Source organism: Clostridium sp. KNHs214, assembly GCF_000744935.1.
Taxonomy (GTDB): Bacteria; Bacillota; Clostridia; order Clostridiales; family Clostridiaceae; genus Haloimpatiens.
The window spans coordinates 191,924-209,667 of sequence record NZ_JQMW01000004.1 but is presented as its reverse complement, the minus strand read 5'-3'; the positions used below and the strand labels follow the sequence as shown (position 1 = coordinate 209,667).

At 30.5% G+C, this 17,744-nt stretch carries 13 protein-coding genes and 1 other RNA gene; 13 read left to right on the top strand and 1 reads right to left on the bottom strand.

Annotated elements, in window-relative coordinates; genetic code table 11:
* Positions 1-34 precede the first annotated feature (34 nt).
* From recO to ppdK, 4 genes are all read left to right on the top strand, one after another.
* Positions 35-814 (top strand): DNA repair protein RecO, encoded by a 780-nt coding sequence (recO, locus tag CC89_RS01175; RefSeq protein ID WP_353600887.1) that lies wholly within the window; start codon positions 35-37, stop codon positions 812-814.
* The gene (locus CC89_RS01170) at positions 807-1,379 is read left to right on the top strand and encodes a DUF4342 domain-containing protein (RefSeq protein WP_035288147.1); all 573 of its coding nucleotides are present in this window, start codon (positions 807-809) and stop codon (positions 1,377-1,379) included. The genes recO and CC89_RS01170 overlap by 8 nt, the downstream gene beginning before the upstream one ends.
* A gap of 183 nt (positions 1,380-1,562) precedes the next feature.
* A complete protein-coding gene (gene ccpN, locus CC89_RS01165; RefSeq protein WP_035288145.1) occupies positions 1,563-2,204 on the top strand; it encodes a transcriptional regulator CcpN in 642 nt (213 codons plus the stop codon).
* 61 nt (positions 2,205-2,265) lie between these two features.
* On the top strand, positions 2,266-4,899 hold the full coding sequence (ppdK, locus tag CC89_RS01160) for a pyruvate, phosphate dikinase (protein ID WP_035288143.1): 2,634 nt from the start codon (positions 2,266-2,268) through the stop codon (positions 4,897-4,899).
* A gap of 390 nt (positions 4,900-5,289) precedes the next feature.
* Here ppdK and CC89_RS01155 read toward each other — a convergent pair whose 3' ends face one another.
* The gene (locus CC89_RS01155) at positions 5,290-6,381 is read right to left on the bottom strand and encodes a CotS family spore coat protein (protein ID WP_185750635.1); all 1,092 of its coding nucleotides are present in this window, start codon (positions 6,379-6,381) and stop codon (positions 5,290-5,292) included.
* 351 nt (positions 6,382-6,732) lie between these two features.
* On the opposite strand from CC89_RS01155, the gene dnaG reads away from it, so the two are divergent.
* The 9 genes from dnaG (at position 6,733) to CC89_RS01115 (ending at position 17,643) form a co-directional block, all read left to right on the top strand.
* A complete protein-coding gene (gene dnaG, locus CC89_RS01150; RefSeq protein ID WP_035288140.1) occupies positions 6,733-8,496 on the top strand; it encodes a DNA primase in 1,764 nt (587 codons plus the stop codon).
* Positions 8,497-8,522: 26 nt separating this feature from the next.
* Positions 8,523-9,572 (top strand): RNA polymerase sigma factor RpoD, encoded by a 1,050-nt coding sequence (gene rpoD / locus CC89_RS01145; protein ID WP_035288138.1) that lies wholly within the window; start codon positions 8,523-8,525, stop codon positions 9,570-9,572.
* A 290-nt stretch (positions 9,573-9,862) separates the two neighbouring features.
* Positions 9,863-10,750, top strand: a complete 888-nt coding sequence (locus CC89_RS01140; RefSeq protein WP_035288135.1) for a PH domain-containing protein — start codon at positions 9,863-9,865, stop codon at positions 10,748-10,750.
* Between the two features lie 187 nt (positions 10,751-10,937).
* Entirely contained in the window at positions 10,938-11,627 is a 690-nt protein-coding gene (locus CC89_RS01135; RefSeq protein ID WP_035288132.1) for a tRNA (adenine(22)-N(1))-methyltransferase, read from the top strand.
* On the top strand, positions 11,618-12,433 hold the full coding sequence (locus CC89_RS01130; protein ID WP_035288129.1) for a Nif3-like dinuclear metal center hexameric protein: 816 nt from the start codon (positions 11,618-11,620) through the stop codon (positions 12,431-12,433). The genes CC89_RS01135 and CC89_RS01130 overlap by 10 nt, the downstream gene beginning before the upstream one ends.
* A 208-nt stretch (positions 12,434-12,641) precedes the next feature.
* An RNA gene (gene rnpB / locus CC89_RS19365) (RNase P RNA component class A) lies at positions 12,642-13,012 on the top strand.
* A gap of 131 nt (positions 13,013-13,143) precedes the next feature.
* The gene (locus CC89_RS01125) at positions 13,144-14,895 is read left to right on the top strand and encodes a MutS-related protein (RefSeq protein WP_051931365.1); all 1,752 of its coding nucleotides are present in this window, start codon (positions 13,144-13,146) and stop codon (positions 14,893-14,895) included.
* Positions 14,896-14,939: 44 nt separating this feature from the next.
* The gene (locus tag CC89_RS01120; RefSeq protein WP_035288127.1) at positions 14,940-17,219 is read left to right on the top strand and encodes a type IA DNA topoisomerase; all 2,280 of its coding nucleotides are present in this window, start codon (positions 14,940-14,942) and stop codon (positions 17,217-17,219) included.
* Positions 17,220-17,244: 25 nt separating this feature from the next.
* Complete coding sequence (locus CC89_RS01115) at positions 17,245-17,643, top strand: DUF6762 family protein (RefSeq protein ID WP_035288124.1); 399 nt, start codon at positions 17,245-17,247, stop codon at positions 17,641-17,643.
* Positions 17,644-17,744 lie beyond the last annotated feature (101 nt).

The window sequence follows — 17,744 nt, the reverse complement described above, 5'->3', positions numbered from 1 at the left end:
AAAGTGTTATAGAAAAATATGCAGAAATTAGGGTATAATATATGTAGGAGATGATTTTCTGTCAACTTATAAAACTAAAGCCGTAATTTTAAAAACTCAAGATTATAAAGAAAACGACAAAATTATATGGTTATTTACAGAAAAAATAGGTAAGATTACTGCTATAGCTAAAGGAGCTAAAAAGAATAAAAGTAAGTTTTTATCGTCTACGCTACCCTTTTGCTTTGGAGAATTTGTGATATATAGGGGAAAAAGTATGTACCTAATAAATGAGGTGCAAATAATTCACTCTTTTGGGGAATTTTTAGAGGATTTAGAAATGTTAACATATGCATCTTATTTAAATGAACTCATAGATATAGCGCTTTTAGAGGAAGAAAGCAATAGAGAACTCTTTAGGCAAGTAGTGACAGCTTATTATCTTATGAAAAGCAAAGTTGGAGATGTAGAAACACTAGTAAGGACCTTTGAAATTAAATTATTGAATCTTACAGGATATGGATTGAATCTTGAAAATTGTTGTGTTTGTGGTAAAAAAATAAATTCCTCCAATTATATTAATTTTGCTTACGGTGGAGGGGTATGTAATGAATGTAACAAACAAAATGGTATGGCATTAACAAATACTGCATACAATGTATTAAAAATTCTATCTAATTTTCCTTTGGAAAAGGTCCATAGGATTAGCGTTAAGGAAGAGACAAAAAAACAATTATATAAAGTATTGTCAGGATTCATAATGGAAAATTTTCAAAAAACGCCTAAAAGTTTGGATATGTTAAATGTTTTTAAGGAGGTAAATAAAAATGAGTGATGTAACTTTAGAAAAGATCGACATGATAATAGAGAGGACAGGAGTAAGCTATACAGAAGCAAAAGAAGCCCTAGAGGCATGTGAGGGTGATGTGGTAGAAGCATTGGTGTATATAGAAAGTAATAAAAAAGACAGTTCACTTTATACCACAAAAGAAGAATTCATAACATGGATTAAGGATTTAATAAAAAAGGGTCAGGCCACAAGAATCAAAATAAAAAAGGATGATAAGGTGCTTGTAGATATGCCTGTAAATGCAGGTGTTGCTGCAGGAGTTATTTCTTTAATTTGGTGGCCTATAGCTGCAACTTTATTAGTTACTGCGGTTTTTGCTAAGATAACTGTAGAAATAACTAAAAAAGATGGCACTGTAGAGGTAGTAAATAAAATAATAAAAACTAAAGCTTCGGAAGTTAAGGATATAGTTAAAGATGCAGGAAGCGATATTAAAGAAAAAATAAATTCTAAAATGAATAAAGACAAATGTGAAGAAGAAAGTGACAATGTATATCAATATACAGTTAATTTTGACGAAGATGAAAAAGAAGATAACAATAAATATTAATAATAAATATTAATAAATTAGCTGGCAGATAATACTGCCAGCTTTACATATAAATGAGGTTATTTTGAGGCAGAAAAAAGAATTATAATAAAAAAAGTATATACTATTGAAATTTTTTGTTAAAAAATATATCATTATTATGTTTAAATGGTATAATAGAAGTTAGTACATGTTAGAAAGAGGGTGGCTACTATTAAACTTACAGATAGGCAAAAAGAAATAATAAGATTAGTTAAAGAAAATCAACCCATGACCAGTGAAAAGATAGCTGCTAATTTGAATTTAACAAGAGCTGCACTTAGACCAGATTTGGCTATACTTACAATGACTGGAATATTAGATGCTAGGCCTAAAGTAGGCTATATATATTCTAATAAACCCTCTTATAGTCTTGTTTATGATTATATTAGGAAAATTACCGTGGGTGAAATAATGTCAAAACCAGTAGTTGTAAAAGAAGATACGTCTATATATGATGCAATCTTGCATTTGTTTTTAAATGATGTAGGAACTCTTTTTGTAGAAAACAACGATGCATTAGTGGGTGCTATATCAAGAAAAGATTTTTTAAAAATTGCCATGGGTGGAACAGATATGCACAAAGTTCCAGTGGGAATTATAATGACTAGAATGCCAAATATAGTTTGTGTATATACTAAGGATACAGCTTATGATGCAGCAAAAAAAATAATAGACCATGAAGTTGACAGCCTTCCAGTGGTAGAAAAATTTATTAATGAAGGAAAAGAATTTTTCAAAATAGTTGGGAAGGTTTCTAAAACAAATATAACTAAAATATTTGTAAAGTTAGGAGAGAATAGCTAAATGCATTTAGGATTGTCTCTTAATTATATAAAACGCATACATCGTAAAGGGGGAACTAAAAATGTCGGATAATAAATATGTGTACTTATTTAGTGAAGGCAATGCCAAAATGAGAAACCTTTTAGGGGGAAAGGGTGCCAATTTAGCAGAAATGACTAATTTGGGAATACCTGTGCCAGAAGGGTTTACAGTAACAACAGAGGCTTGTGTTAAGTATTATGATGATGGTAAAAAAGTAGATTCTTGCGTTATTTCACAAATAGAAGAGGCAATGCAAAAGATAGAAGAGTCTACAGGTAAAAAATTTGGTTCTAAAGAAAATCCTCTTCTTGTATCCGTTAGATCAGGGGCTAGAGTTTCTATGCCAGGTATGATGGATACTATATTAAATTTAGGATTAAATGATGAAACTGTAGAAGCTATGGCAGCATTAACCAATAATCAAAGATTTGCATATGATTCATATAGAAGATTTATTCAGATGTTCTCAGATGTAGTTATGGGGATAGAAAAGAGAAAATTTGAAGAAGTATTAGATGAATTTAAATGCAAAAAAGGCGTAAAATATGATACAGATTTAGATACACAAGATTTAAAAAATGTAGTTGAAAGTTATAAAAGCATATATGTAAAAGAAATGGGAGAGTCATTCCCACAAGAACCTAAAAAACAGTTAATAGAAGCAGTTACAGCTGTATTTAGATCTTGGGATAATCCAAGAGCAAATGTTTATAGAAGACTTAATGATATACCAGGAAACTGGGGTACTGCTGTAAACGTTCAAAGAATGGCTTTTGGTAATATGGGAAACACTTCAGGAACTGGTGTAGCATTTACAAGAAATCCAGCCAATGGGGAAAACAAGATATTTGGAGAATATTTAATAAATGCTCAGGGTGAAGATGTAGTTGCTGGAGTAAGAACTCCACAACCACTACAAAAATTAAAAGAAGATTTACCTGAATGTTATGAACAATTTATGAATATTGCAAAGAAATTAGAAAATCACTATAGAGATATGCAAGATATGGAGTTTACTATAGAGCAAGGCAAATTATATTTCTTACAAACAAGAAATGGAAAAAGAACTGCTCAAGCTGCTTTGAAAATAGCCGTAGACTTGGTAAATGAAGGACTTCTTACTAAAGAAGAAGCTATTTTAAAAGTAGAGCCAAAGCAACTAGACACATTACTTCATCCTAATTTTGATGAAAAGGAATTAGAAGAAGCAAAAGCTATAGCAAAGGGATTACCAGCTTCTCCAGGAGCTGCCTCAGGAAGAGTTTATTTTACCGCTGAAGATGCTAAGACACATCATGAAAGTGGCGAAAAAGTGGTTCTTGTAAGATTAGAAACTTCTCCAGAAGATATAGAAGGAATGGTTGCTGCAGAGGGAATATTAACTGTAAGAGGTGGTATGACATCCCACGCTGCAGTTGTAGCAAGAGGTATGGGAACTTGTTGCGTAGCAGGTTGTGGAGAAATAGTTATAGATGAAAAGGCAAAAACTTTTGAAGCTGCTGGACAAATGTTCCATGAAGGAGATTATATTTCATTGGATGGAGCTACAGGAAATGTATATGGTAAGTCAATAAAGACTGTATCACCAGAAATGTCAGGACATTTTGGAATATTTATGAAATGGGCAGATGAAATTAGAAAATTAAAAGTTAGAACAAATGCAGATACTCCAAAGGATGCTAAACAAGCAGCTGAATTTGGGGCGCAAGGTATAGGACTTTGCAGAACAGAGCATATGTTCTTTGATGAAAAGAGAATACCTTCTGTTAGAGAAATGATAGTTGCTAAGACAGTAGAGCAAAGAGAAAAGGCTTTAGAAAAGCTTTTACCAATGCAAAGAGAAGACTTTATAGGAATATATGAAGCTATGGAGGGAAGGCCTGTAACTATAAGACTTTTGGATCCACCACTACATGAATTCCTTCCAAATGAAGAAGAAGATATGAGAGAACTATCAAAGGATATGGGAATAACCTTTGAAGAATTAAAAGCTACAGTGGCATCATTACATGAATTTAATCCAATGATGGGACATAGAGGATGTAGACTTGCAGTTTCATATCCAGAAATAGCAAGAATGCAAACAAGAGCTATAATAGAGGCGGCAATAAAGGTTAACAAGGAAAGAGCTTATAATATAGTTCCAGAAATAATGATACCTTTAGTAGGAGAATTGAAAGAGCTAAAGTTTGTTAAAGATGTAATAACAAAAGAAGCAAATGAAATAATTAAATCTGAAGGTGTAGAATTAAAATATACAGTAGGTACTATGATAGAGATACCAAGAGCAGCTATTACAGCAGATGAAATAGCTAAAGAAGCAGAATTCTTCTCTTTTGGAACTAATGATTTGACTCAAATGACTTTTGGATTCTCAAGAGATGATGCAGGTAAATTCTTAAAATATTATTATGATAATAAGATTTACGAATTTGATCCATTCCAAAAATTAGATCAAGTTGGAGTGGGAAGACTAGTAGAAATTGCAACAGATCTAGGAAGAAAAACTAGACCAAACATTAAATTAGGAATTTGCGGAGAGCATGGAGGGGATCCTTCATCTGTAGAGTTTTGTCACAATGTTGGATTAGATTATGTATCCTGTTCACCATACAGAGTTCCAATAGCTAGATTAGCAGCAGCTCAAGCTGAAGTAAAAAATCCTAGAAAATAATTTACAATTAAATAGAAGCCCTAATGGCCAATCCATAGTATCTAAGTGACAAACACTAAAACCGCGTTTAATAAACTTAGGGATTGGAGACTAGGGATTCTTTTAATTATAAGTTGCAATAAACTTTAAATGAATTTTAATATAACTCATATTTCTAGTATCTTAATATTAAATACTAAAGCACATTCAAATAAATAACAAGTCAGTATGCTATTCTATTTTACGTCATACTGTGTCAGCAGGTTCCCCTGATAGTCCCTACTAGCGGCGGAACCTGTTTCCTTGTCTGACACAAAATATACTAGCATCTTTGACTTGTTATTTCTTTTCATGTACCTAAGATGGAACTAAAAATTAAAGATTTTGAATTTTGAATTTTCAAATTAAATATTAAATCTTAGTATCAAATCTATCTTGTATATAATCTATAAAATTTAAGGCGAAATTCAATTGAACTTGTTCATTTTTAACAGATTTTAAAAGTATTTTAACAAAACTGTTTTTATTGCACTTATTTATATTATTAAAGTAATCCCTAGATATTCTCCAATATTTTTGAGGAAAAGCTAAATAACATAGAATATATAGATATTCATCTAAATTTAAAGATAAAGTTTTTTCATATTCTTTAAGATACTTAAGTGTAATATCCAAATTCCATTTTGTATTATCCCTTCTTAAAAATCTTCTAAAAAAATATGAAATATCGTGAACACAATAATCCATTTCACATTTATCGAAATCAATTACCCATATATCAGTATTATCATCAAATAATAAGTTCTTATTTACATAATCTAAATGACATAATGATTTACATAAATTATTTGTATTTATTATATATGAACTATTTAATGAAACTTTCCCTAGAGTCTCATTTACATCAAAATGCTCATTGAAAATATTGGAAAAGTTATCATTGTGTTTAACAGCTAAATTGAAATTCTTTAATAATCTTTGGTATCTCCTATTTGTTGAAGCAGATATGTCACTATAATTTTCTCTTGAACTACTACCGGTGATGGGAGAAAAGTTTCTACTTACGTAATGCATTTTGGAGAGATTTCTAATTGATTTAACCATATGTTCATCATTATCATAATCACATTTAATTCCATCAACCCAAGGAGTCAATATAAATAACATATTTTCATACTGGACAAAGCGGCTTCCAGAGTCTGTGGCAAGGAAGCGAGGGATTTTTAAACCACATCTATACAGCCATTCTACTGATGAATATACAAATAGAAGATCTTCAATGTCAAAATAAACTTTTTTAAGGCAATAGGATTTATCCTTATAAGTTATTTTATATACTGCTCTTTGTTTTTCTGTGTTTTTAATTTTTATTTGTTCTATTTGAGCATTTTGTAAATTGTAATGACATAAAACATATTTTTTTAAATTATCTTCAGATAATAGTTTTATATTACTATATAAATTAGCCTTTGAAGGCATTGAAAACACATCCTTTATAAACATTTCACTATAAAGATATTAAAATATTCTTAATATTATACATTTTTATTTAAAAAAAGGATTTTTAATAATAGTATAGAATAAGTTTATGAATAAATATTTGGATAATATGAGAAAATAATATTTACTGGAAACAATATTTACTAAATTATATATATGTTTTATATAATTTCAGGAAAATTACTTATGTGGGAATTTAATAAAATAAAAAATATGAAGGAATTTAATATTTTATAAAGAATATAATAAGTACAATGTAAAAAAAAATCAAAAACAAAAGAAGGAGTTTATATTTTTTTGTCGAATAATATTAAATTCGTACTAAAATATTTATAGTTAGGTGGGAGAGTTTTATTGATATCAGAAGATCTCATCTTAAAAATTAAAGAGGAAAATGATATAGTAGATGTAATTTCTGAGGTTGTTAATTTAAAAAAAGCTGGAAGAAATTATGTTGGGTTATGTCCTTTCCATGGGGAAAAGACACCATCTTTTACAGTATCACCGGACAAACAAATATTTAAATGTTTTGGATGTGGAGAAGCGGGAAATGTATATACTTTTGTTATGAAAAATAGAAATGTTACTTTTCCTGAAGCTGTTAAAATACTTGGAGATAGAGTTAATATAAGCATTGAGGAAGATAAAAATAATAGTCCTGAAAAAGCTAAAAGAGAAAAACTCTACAAGATTAATGTAGAGGCGGCTAGATATTTTTACAAAAACTTAAATAATAACTCTGCAGCTAAAAAATACTTTTTAAAAAGGGGCATCACACCTAAAACATTAGTTAAATTTGGTCTAGGATATGCTATGAATGGATGGAGTAATCTCTTAAATTACTTAAAAGGGAAGGGATATTCAGAACTAGATATGATTGAAGCTGGATTAATAATTAAGAGTAAAAATGGAACTTATTATGATAGGTTTAGAAATAGAGTTATATTTCCAGTTTTCGACTATAAGGGTAAGGTTATAGGATTTGGAGGTAGAGTATTAGATGATTCAAAACCTAAATACTTAAATTCTCCTGAAACATATGTATTTAAAAAGGGAACAAATTTATATGGGCTGAATTTTGCTTTGAATAATTTTAGTGGAGATACCCTCATGATTGTTGAAGGATACATGGATTGTATTTCTTTACATCAAAGGGGTATAACTTATGTAGTTGCATCCTTAGGAACTGCTTTTACTCCATACCAAGCAAAGCTTCTTAAAAGATATGTTAAAAAAATAATAATTTCTTACGATGCGGATGCTGCAGGTCAAGCAGCTACTTTGAGGGGATTAGAAATATTAAAAAATCAGGGTTTTGATGTGAGGGTTCTTACAATTCCAGATGGTAAGGATCCAGATGAATTCGTAAAAAATCATGGTAAGGAGGCTTTTGAAAAATTAATAGAAGAAGCATTGCCACTTACGGAATACAGAATAAATGTGGAAAGTAATGGAATAAATTTCAGAGATAAGGAAATGATAATAAAATATACTAAAAAAGTTATTCCAATACTAGCTGATTTACAGCCTATAGAGCAGGATTTATATATAAAAAGGGTTGCTGAAAAGGCGGATGTAAGTCAACAAGCTTTATACGATATGATAAATAGATATGTAAATAGAAAAGTAAAAAATCATGAGGATATGAATTTTGCCCAAGAAAGTGCTGAAAAGTTGTATTTAGAACCAGCATATATAAAGGCAGAGAGAGTACTTATCAATACCATGCTTAAAGATATATCTAAAATACAAAGTATTAGTAGCATCATGAAACCAGAGGAAATGGTATTAAATATACACAGAGAAATATATGATTACATATTAAAAAATTCGCAATTGCCATCTGAGCAGTTAACTAAAAATGTAGAAATGAAGTGTAGAGATATTGAGAGTTCTAAAGAATTTGTAAAAATACTAGAAACAGAAATAGTAGATGAGGAAAATTACACAGAAGCAATCAAGGATTGTATAGCTCAGATAAAAAAATCTAAGTTGGAGGAGTCGAAAAAAGTTATTATGGATAAAATTAGAAAGTATGAGTCGGAAGGAAACTTAGAGGAATCTATTAAATTAGCAAAGGAACTTGTTAATATTCAAAGAGAGATTTCGCGCATTTAATATATGAAAGGAGGTAGTTTACAGGCATGGATAAAAATGAAAAGATGAAATTAGTTAAGAACCTTATAGAAAAGGGAAAAAGTAAAGGAACTTTAACATATAAGGAAATAATGGATGAGCTGGAGAAGGTTGAACTTAATCCAGAACAGATAGAAAAAATATATGAAGTTTTAGAATCTACTGGTATAAAGGTAGAAGGAGAAGACTTAGGTAAAGAAGAAATTGACGTAAATATACCAGAAGGTATTGCTATAGATGACCCTGTAAGAATGTATTTAAAAGAAATAGGAAAAGTACCTCTATTAGAGCCCGAAGAGGAAACTCAGTTAGCTATGAGAATAGAAGCTGGAGATTATGTAGCTAAAAAGAAACTTGCTGAAGCTAACTTAAGGTTGGTAGTAAGTATAGCAAAAAGATATGTTGGAAGAGGAATGTTGTTCTTAGATTTAATACAGGAAGGTAATCTAGGACTTATAAAAGCAGTAGAAAAATTTGATTATAGAAAAGGTTATAAGTTCAGTACATATGCTACATGGTGGATACGTCAAGCTATAACTAGAGCTATAGCGGATCAAGCTAGAACCATAAGAATACCAGTGCATATGGTTGAAACTATAAATAAACTTATAAGAGTTTCTAGGCAACTTCTTCAAGAATTAGGAAGGGAACCACAACCTGAAGAAATAGCTAAAGAGATGGATATGCCTGTAGATAAGGTTAGAGAAATAATGAAAATTGCCCAAGAGCCAGTTTCATTAGAAACACCTATAGGAGAGGAAGAAGATAGTCATTTAGGAGATTTTATACCAGATGATGAAGCACCAGCACCAGCAGAGGCTGCAGCATTTACAATGCTAAAAGAACAACTTATAAATGTATTAGACACATTAACTCCTAGAGAAGAAAAAGTTTTAAGATTGAGATTTGGTCTTGACGATGGAAGAGCTAGAACTCTTGAAGAAGTAGGAAAAGAGTTTAATGTAACTAGAGAAAGAATAAGACAAATAGAGGCAAAGGCTTTAAGAAAGCTAAGACATCCTAGCAGAAGTAAAAAATTAAAAGATTATTTGGATTAAGGCACATTCAAATAAATAACAAGTCAGTATGCTAGTCTACTTTGCGTCATACTGTGTTAGCAGAACCCGTCGATAGTTATACCAAAGGCGGAACCTGTTTCCTTGTCTGATACAAAATATACTATCATCTTTGACTTGTTATTTCTTTTCATGTACCTAAAAGAATAAAAGCACTATTTATTATTAACAATTTAAATAGTGCTTTTACTACATTTGTAAGGTATAATAGTAGTGATATATAAGATTTTCTTTAATTTGGAAATTTAAAATAAAAAGAAGGTGACTATACCATGAATATATATAATTCTCGAAGAGGAATGGGATTATTATATGAAGTATTTATAATAATTATAGTTAACATAATAATTGGTACTTTGGTATTTGTAAGTAATAGTTATGTTATAAATGTATTTTCTAAAATATTATGTGCTGTTTTTAATATATATATGTTATATTATGTAGCTTTGTTTTCTACGGTAAAGGTTGTTGTAGATGAAGAGTATATATATATACTTGGCATATTCAATTTTAAAAAGGTTAAAATCCCTATAAAAGATGTAGAAGCCTACAGTGTAGCTACTGGTAAAATAAGAGGGGTTAGGTTGTCAGGAATATGTAACAATAATTTTGCCCTTGGAAGAAGTATAGTTGACAAAATAGGAGTAACTAGGATGTTTGTAACTAGTAATGAATTTATAATATACCTTAAAACTCCTGAAATAAATTATGCAATATCCCCTAAAGAATATGTAATGCTAGAAAACTTACTCAAGGAAAATAAAATACCTAGTGGATTTTATGAAATAAATTATAAGAAAAAGAACGCTTTATATAAAGATAAAAAATTTATTGCATTGTTTATAGCAGTTAGTATAGTGATAATAATAATGACATTAAATCCTTTTGTATTATATATAATGGGGAAATTACCTCGTACTATGCCTTTAAGTTACGATGCTGCGTTTAAACCTCTTATATATGGTACAAGTAAGCAGTTTGCATTTAGGCAAATGGTTTATGGAGCTTTAAATATGATAGTTTTATTTTGTATGTATTATGCTTCATATTTTCATGCTAAATATGATAAGAAGTCTTCACTTATATATATTTATATGGCATTAATAGTATCTATTGGATTTTTAGGAATGCAGCTTAGAATACTAAGCACTAATTTATAATTTGGCCCGTAAAACCTAGTACCCTTGTGGTTGAGATGATTTCACAGAAAATGTAATCGAGGTATTAGTTACACTAATAATTAATAGGTATGAAGCAAAGGACATAGTAGTAATTATGGAAAGTGCAGCAGTTATACTAAATAATTAGTAGAGTAGGATACTAAATTTTTAGAGTAGGATGATGAAATTGGATATAAGTATAAGATTAAAAACTATAGCTTCCATGGTGGATAAATGTGAAGTTTTAGTAGATGTAGGTACGGATCACGCCTATATCCCAATATATTTAGTAAAAAAACAAATTTGTGATAAAGCTATAGCATCTGATATAAACAAAGGTCCTGTAGAAAAGGCCAGGCTTAATGTAGCAATGGAGGGATTAAAAGAAAAAATTCAATGCAGATTAGGTGGCGGTTTCTCAACGGTAAGAACTTCAGAGGTAGATGTAGTAGTTATAGCTGGTATGGGTGGAAATCTCATAAGGGATATTATTTTAGAACATGAAAATGTTTTTAAAAATCTTCAATATGCAGTGCTTCAACCTGTGCAAAATCCAGAGGTTCTAAGAGAATTTATTTATAAAAAAGGATATGAAATTTTAGATGAGGAATTGTGTTTTGAAGATGAAAAATATTATCAAATAATTAAGGTTAAATTTAATAATAAACCTGTAAACATAAAAGAGATATATTATGAGGTTGGACAAAAGCTTATAGAAAAGAAGCATCCTCTGTTAAAGGATTTTTTAATTCATTTAGTTAATAAGTACAAAAAAATATTAAATTTAATAAAAGATGATACGGAGTTGGCTAAAAAGAGAAAAATTCAGATAAGTCATAAACTAAAAGAATTAGAGGAGCTGATTTCATGTCTTTAAGAGTTAAAGATATAGAAGAAATAATGGAAAATTACGCCCCATCAAAATTTAAGGAGAGTTATGATAATGTAGGCCTTATGGTGGGAGATGGTGAAGAAGAGGTTAAAGGTATATTAATAGCTTTGGATTGCACTTTAAATGTAATACAAGAAGCTGTAGATAAAAAATGTAATTTAATCTTAACTCATCATCCTTTGTTTTTTAACAGACCCTCATCCATAACTAAGGACACTTTACAAGGAAAGAAAACAATAGAATTAATTAAAAATAATATAAATTTGCTTTCCAGTCATACAAATTTAGATTCTGTATACGGTGGGTTAAATAGTTTGATTATGAAAAAGCTAGGCTTTGAAAATTATTCAACTATGGAATTGTCTATAGCAAGAGAACCAGGGGATAATGTAACAGGCGTTGGAAGATTAGCTATTTTAGATGAAGCTATATCCATTAAGGAACTATGTAAAATGGTGAAAAGTAAGCTTCACATACCATTTATAAGATATACTGGAGATGAAAGCTGGAAAGTAAATAAAATTGCAGTTATCAATGGCAGTGGGGAAGATTTTTTTAGTATATCGAAAAAATTAGGTGCTCAGTGCATAATAACAGGGGATACTACCTATCATTATGCCAGTGATTATACGGAAGAGGGCATAAGTATAATTGACGTTGGACATTTTGAAACAGAATGGCCAGCTTTTAAAATGTTTGGTGAATTACTTCAGGAACAACTAAAAGAAAAAGAATATGATGTGGAAATAATTATATCTGAAAAAACTAGCAGGGTATATAAGTTTAAATAATTCCTTCGCTTCTTATGCAACTCATTCCAGAGAAATTTCATAATTCAAGTAATGTAATACTTTTTGTGGGATAATCGCATTATAGATATAGTGTTATATATGTTTTTAGACTACGAACTTTGCATTATGAAAATACAGGAATATAATACATTATATACATTTACAAATAACTTGATTTAAATTTATGGCTGTGATATTATAATATTTGCGAGTAAGCTAGACAGTCGCTGCCAGATAGTATCTGGGAGAGGAAAGTCCGGGCTCCGTAGGGCAGGGTGCTGGGTAACCCCCAGTCAGGGTGACCTGAAGGAAAGTGCAACAGAGATATACCGCCAGAATGAAGTTTACTTCATGAGTGCAGCTTAGCTGCTTGGCAAGGGTGGAAAGGCGAGGTAAGAGCTCACCAGCGCAATGGCGACTTTGCGGCTATGTAAACCCCACTTGGAGCAAGATCGAATAGAGGGACATATGGAGTTGCCCGCTCTGTCTCCGGGTAAGATCGCTTGAGCCTATTGGTAACAATAGGCCTAGATAGATGACTGTTCACGACAGAACTCGGCTTATCGGTTTGGTCGCACACTTGAAACACTAGGTTTTGAACTTGGTGTTTTTTATTTTGCGTCAGCTTAAATTCTTAAAAATAAAAAACAGGTAAAATAGCCACACAAAGGTGATTTTGAGATATAATATACTTACTGAGGAGGTGCTTTATGCAAAACTATAATAAAGGAAAAGTGGAAAATATATTTAGCTTATTTTCAGCAATTTCAATAATTTTAGGAATTGTAATGGGATATATTTCCATAATGAATATAGAAATTAATAAAGTATATGCTTTTGGAATAATTCCGGCTGTTGTATTAATATGTTTGGGTATTTATTTTTATTTAAAAATGAAAAGCTATAGAAGAATAAGCCAATTAAGAAATCAATGGGGAAATGAAGTTAGTAAGAAGAGAAATTTTGAACATATTAGAAAGTTATTTGACATATTAAAAAATGAAGAAGAATTTTACATAGATGAACAAACCTGGCTAGATTTGGACATGGATAAGGTATTTTTAAAATTGGACAGGACTTTGTCTACTGTAGGGGAACAATATCTTTATTATATGCTTAGAAATCCGTGTTTTAGTCAAGGTAAACTTAAAAGAACAGGAGAAAAAATAGAGCATTTTAGAAATAATGAGGAATTAAGAGATAAAATTAGATTTTTCTTAGATAAGTTAGGTAAGGACAGAAAAGCTACTTTTATTGAATTTTTAAATGGAAAATTTCAATATTCAAAAGTTTTAAAAGTAATATTGGATGTACTTGCATTAACAGCACTAGTAGCAGTTATATATGCTGTAGAGAAAAATCCTTCCATAGGTGTTTTGGCAGTATTTGGTATATATTTTATAAATTTATCTATTCACTCAAAGGTTAAGAAGAGAATAGGGGCAGATACTTCTTGTATAAAGTATATGTACAGGGTTTTAGCTGCTGCAAAAAATATATCTTCATTAAATAATTCTAGTAAAAACATAGAAGAGATAAATATTTTAAAAGAAGAAATAAGAAAATGCAGTAAACTTATGAAAAGCTCTGCATCTATAGCCATGGCAGGAACTGAAGGGGTGGATGTACTTTTAGATTACATAAATATATTCTTTTTGATGGAGACTAGATCATATTTTTCTGTAGTTAAGGAAGTAGAAAAGCAAAGGGAAAGCATAAAAACAATATATGAAAATTTAGGTAAAATAGATTCTTTTATTTCTATAGGGTCTTATAGGGAGGAGTTAAAAGAGTATACAGAACCTATATTTGTAAATGAAAGCAATGAGCTTATTTTAAAAGAAGTGAGCCATCCATTAATAGAGAATGCTGTATGTAATTCTTTGAATATGGATAATAATATAATAATAACCGGTTCTAACATGTCTGGTAAATCCACATTTTTGAGAACTGTAGGAATAAATGCATTATTTGCACAAACTATATATACATGTATATGTAAGGAATATAGGGGAAGTTTCTTTAGAGTTATAACTTCCATAAGTGTAAATGACAATATAACTGAAGGAAAAAGCTACTACTTAGGTGAAGCAGAAGCTCTCCAAAGAATAATAAAATCCTCTGGATTTAATAACTATCCTATACTTACATTAATAGATGAGATATTTAGGGGTACAAATCCTGTGGAAAGAGTAAATGCTGCTGCAGAGATTTTAGATTACTTAGCTAAAAATAATTGTTTAGTAATAGTGGCTACTCATGATTTAGAGATAACCAATATGGTAAGGGAAACTTATTATAACTATTACTTTACTGAAAATGTAACTAAAGAAGGATTGAATTTTGAGTACAAAATAAAAGAAGGTATATCACCTACTAGAAATGCAGTTAAGATACTTGAGTATTTGGGGTATCCAGAGGAAATAATAAATAATATTAATAGGAGAATAGAACATAAGTAAGACAATATAAACTTAGGACTTTAATTAGATTGTGAGGATTTTTAATGGGTAAATCGTTATTTGTAGCAGAAAAGCCTTCTGTAGCCATGGAATTTGTAAAACTTTTAAATGTAAAAGGAAATAAGCGAGATGGATACTGGGAAGGTGACAAGGCAGTTTTCACCTGGTGCGTAGGTCACATGGTAACCATGAGTTATCCAGAGGTCTATAATCCAGAGCTTAAAAAATGGTCCTTAAACACATTGCCATTTTTACCTGAGGAATACAAATACGAAATAATTCCTGCAGTGGCAAAGCAATTTAATATAGTTAAGGAACTTATTTTAAGAGAAGATATAGATAAAATATATGTTTGTACAGACTCAGGAAGAGAAGGGGAATATATATATAGACTAGTAGACATGATGGTTGGAAATCCTAAAAAGGAAAAGAGAAGGGTTTGGATAGACTCTCAAACAGAAGAAGAAATAAAAAGGGGAATAAAAGAAGCAAAGCCCTTAGAGGAATATGATGCATTGGCAGATTCAGCGTATTTAAGAGCTAAAGAAGATTATTTACTTGGAATCAATTTTTCAAGGCTTTTGACCATTATATATGGTAAAACTCTTTCTAATTCTATAAATACAGATAATTCAGTAGTGGCAGTTGGCAGGGTAATGTCTTGTGTTTTAGGCATGGTAGTAGATAGAGAGAGAGAAATTAGAGAATTTAAGGAAACGCCTTTTTACAGAATAATAGCTTTCCTAAATATTAATAAAGATGAAAACTCCAACTACGAAGGAGAATGGAAAGCAGTAGAGGGCTCTAAGTATTACAGCTCTCCTAAACTATACAGTGAAGTAGGTTTTAAAGAGAAGGAAGAAGCAGAAAAATTCATAAAGGAAATTTTAAATGGTTTAGATGAAGGTGAAGATGAAAATAAAGTGGCGCTTATAGAAAATGTTGAAAAGAAGATTGAAAATAAGAATCCACCTCTTTTATTTAACTTAGCAGAACTTCAAAATGAATGTTCCAAAAGGTTCAAAATAGATCCTGATAAGACACTTAGTACAGTTCAAAGTTTGTATGAAAAGAAACTATTAACTTATCCAAGAACCGATGCTAGGGTTTTATCTACTGCAGTAGCAAAGGAAATTCATAAAAACTTAAAGAAACTTACATTCTTTAAAGCAGATGAAGAGGCAGTAGGATTTTCAAAGAAGATTTTAGAAGAAAAGTGGAATAATAAGATTATAAAAAGTAAATATGTAAATGATAAAAAGATAACAGATCACTATGCCATTATTCCTACAGGAGAAGGCTTTGAAAACTATGGTAGATTAAAGCCCCTAGAGAGGGATGTTTACAAATTAGTACTTAGAAGATTTTTAGCCATATTTTATCCCAATGCTAAATATACAAAGTTTTCGCTTATAACCAAGGTAGGAGATGAGAGATTCTTTACCAATGCAAAAACTTGTACTTCCAAGGGATATTTAGAGGTTTTAGGAGATGAAAAAGAAAATAAAAATGCTCTTTCACCAGAATTTTTTAAAAGCTTAAAAAAGGGACAATGCGTAAATGTAGAGAACATGGATATTAAAGAGGGAAAAACTTCTCCTCCTAAGAGATATACATCAGGAACTATGATAATAGCCATGGAGAATGCAGGTAAGCTTATAGAGGATGAAGAGCTTAGAGAACAGATAAGGGGAAGCGGTATAGGTACTAGTGCCACTAGAGCTGAAATATTAAAAAAATTAAATAGAATAGAATATATAAGAACTAATAATAAAACTCAGGTTGTAACTCCAACAGTTAAGGGTGAAATGATATACGAGGTCATAAGAAAATCCATTCCATCTCTATTAAACCCTAAACTTACAGCTAGTTGGGAAAAAGGATTAGGTATGGTGGCAGAAAAGGAAATTCAGCCAAATGAATTTATGGATAAATTAGAGAAATACATACAAGGCAATGTGCAAAAGGTATTAAAGGGAAGTAGAGTAATTGAAGGGGAAAGACTCTTTAATAGAGTTTTACAAGAAAATGACTTAAAACTGGATAAAGAAAAAGTTCAACAGGTACTAGGCATATGCCCTTTTTGCCACAATGGACACATAGTTAAAAATAAAAAAGGCTATGGGTGCAACAAATGGACAGAAGGATGTAAGTTCTTTATAGGAGAAATTTGCGGAGTTAAAATACCTAGACAACAGGTTCAAAAGCTAATACAAACTGGAAGCACAGATGTAATTTCTGGCTTTAAATCTAAAAAGGGCAATGTATTTAGTGCTAAATTAATATTGAAAGATAATAAAATAAATCTTAGTTTTGAAAATTAATAAAGATAAAAGGAGGAATTGCTTTATGATGGAAGAAACCACTGTAATTTTAATGGAGAGAAATAAAGAAACAGGATATTTAGAAAAGGAAATAAATAGCTATACACTTCAGGAAAATGGAAACTTAGTGGATGGAATTTATTTAGTAAAGGAAAATGATACAGAAATTATTCACTTGAAGTTGACTACAGATAGGGATGTAGAAGATAGTGAATTTGATGCAATATATGATAATTACAATGGAGAAGAATTTGGCGAAATGATAACATCCATAGAAGAAGTAGATGATACGTATAATCCTACTTGGGAAGTAGTATTTCCCTTTATAGAAAATAGGGATATATTCCAAAATAAGCTTCAGGAAGTTTTAAATAAGCACAAAGAAATTTTGGATGAATCTGAGAAAATTACAGCTGAAGCATAATGAATAATCCACAATAACCAGTGGCAATCATTAAATATAATGAATAATTTCCAATAGTCGCGGCAATTGTTAAGTATAATGAAATCCCCAATAACCAGTGC